Origin of the sequence: Psychrobacter sp. AOP3-A1-26, assembly GCF_052378235.1 — a bacterium.
In the GTDB taxonomy this organism is placed as follows: Bacteria; Pseudomonadota; Gammaproteobacteria; order Pseudomonadales; family Moraxellaceae; genus Psychrobacter.
Genome location: NZ_JBQSXN010000184.1, coordinates 1 through 985, shown reverse-complemented (window position 1 = coordinate 985; position 985 = coordinate 1). Strand labels below are relative to the sequence as shown.

Sequence of the window (985 nt, the reverse complement as noted above, 5' to 3'; positions counted from 1 at the left end):
CTCTTCTGATGTCTTTAGGATAACCAAAGAACACCGTTAAGCCCTCCCAGTTATTGCGCCAAGACTTGATGACATGCGGGTACTCTTTGCCCCATACTTCATCAAAGTGCTCAAGGTTGGCCTCTGCCATCTCAAGCGTATCAGCACCGTAGATGGCCTTTAAATCAGCTGCTACGGCCTTCTTGTCCGTCCAAGGTACGAACTTCATCGAATAGCGCACCATATGCACGATACACAGCTGAACCTGAGCGTTAGGGTAGACCGTATTGATGGCATCAGGGAAGCCTTTTAGGCCGTCTACACAGGCAATAAGAATATCTTGAACCCCGCGGTTTTGTAGCTCAGTGAGAACACCAAGCCAGAACTTGGCGCCTTCATTCTCTGAGAGCCACATGCCAAGCAGCTCTTTTTTACCATCAAGAGCAACGCCTAAGGCCAGATAGATAGCTTTGTTGATGATCTGCTTGTCCTGACGAACTTTGACGACAATGCAGTCTAAGTAGACGATAGGATAGACGCTGCTCAGTGGCCGGTTCTGCCAAGCGGTGATGTCATCCAAGATGTTGTCAGTGACTCTGGAAACCAAGCTGCTTGAGATGTCGACGTCGTAGATGTCCTTGATGGTTTCGACAATCTCAGTAGTGGTTTGACCTTTGGCGTAAAAGCTGATGATTTTGTCATCAAGACCTGAAATACGGGTTTGATGCTTACTGACAAGTACAGGCTCAAAGCTACTGTCGCGGTCTCTGGGGGTGGAGATCTCAAGCTCGCCTGTGTCGCTACGGACTCTCTTTTTAGTGTGCCCATTGCGCTTATTAGGCCTGTCTGCCTTTTCATGCTTGGGGTAGCCGAGATGCTCTTCCATTTCTGCTTCTAGGGCAGTGTCGATGAAGGACTGCATGAGCTGCTTTTGAAAGTCTTTGATGTCATCGAAGCTTTTCATGCTGCTGGCCATTTGCTCAGCCAGTTTCTTGATGTCAGATTG

General features: G+C 48.5%; 1 protein-coding gene. It reads right to left on the bottom strand.

Annotated features, from left to right (window positions below; all coding sequences use genetic code 11):
• Positions 1-985 (bottom strand): IS256 family transposase (locus ACT3TU_RS14205; RefSeq protein ID WP_444784533.1); only part of this gene is annotated, 985 nt, incomplete at both ends.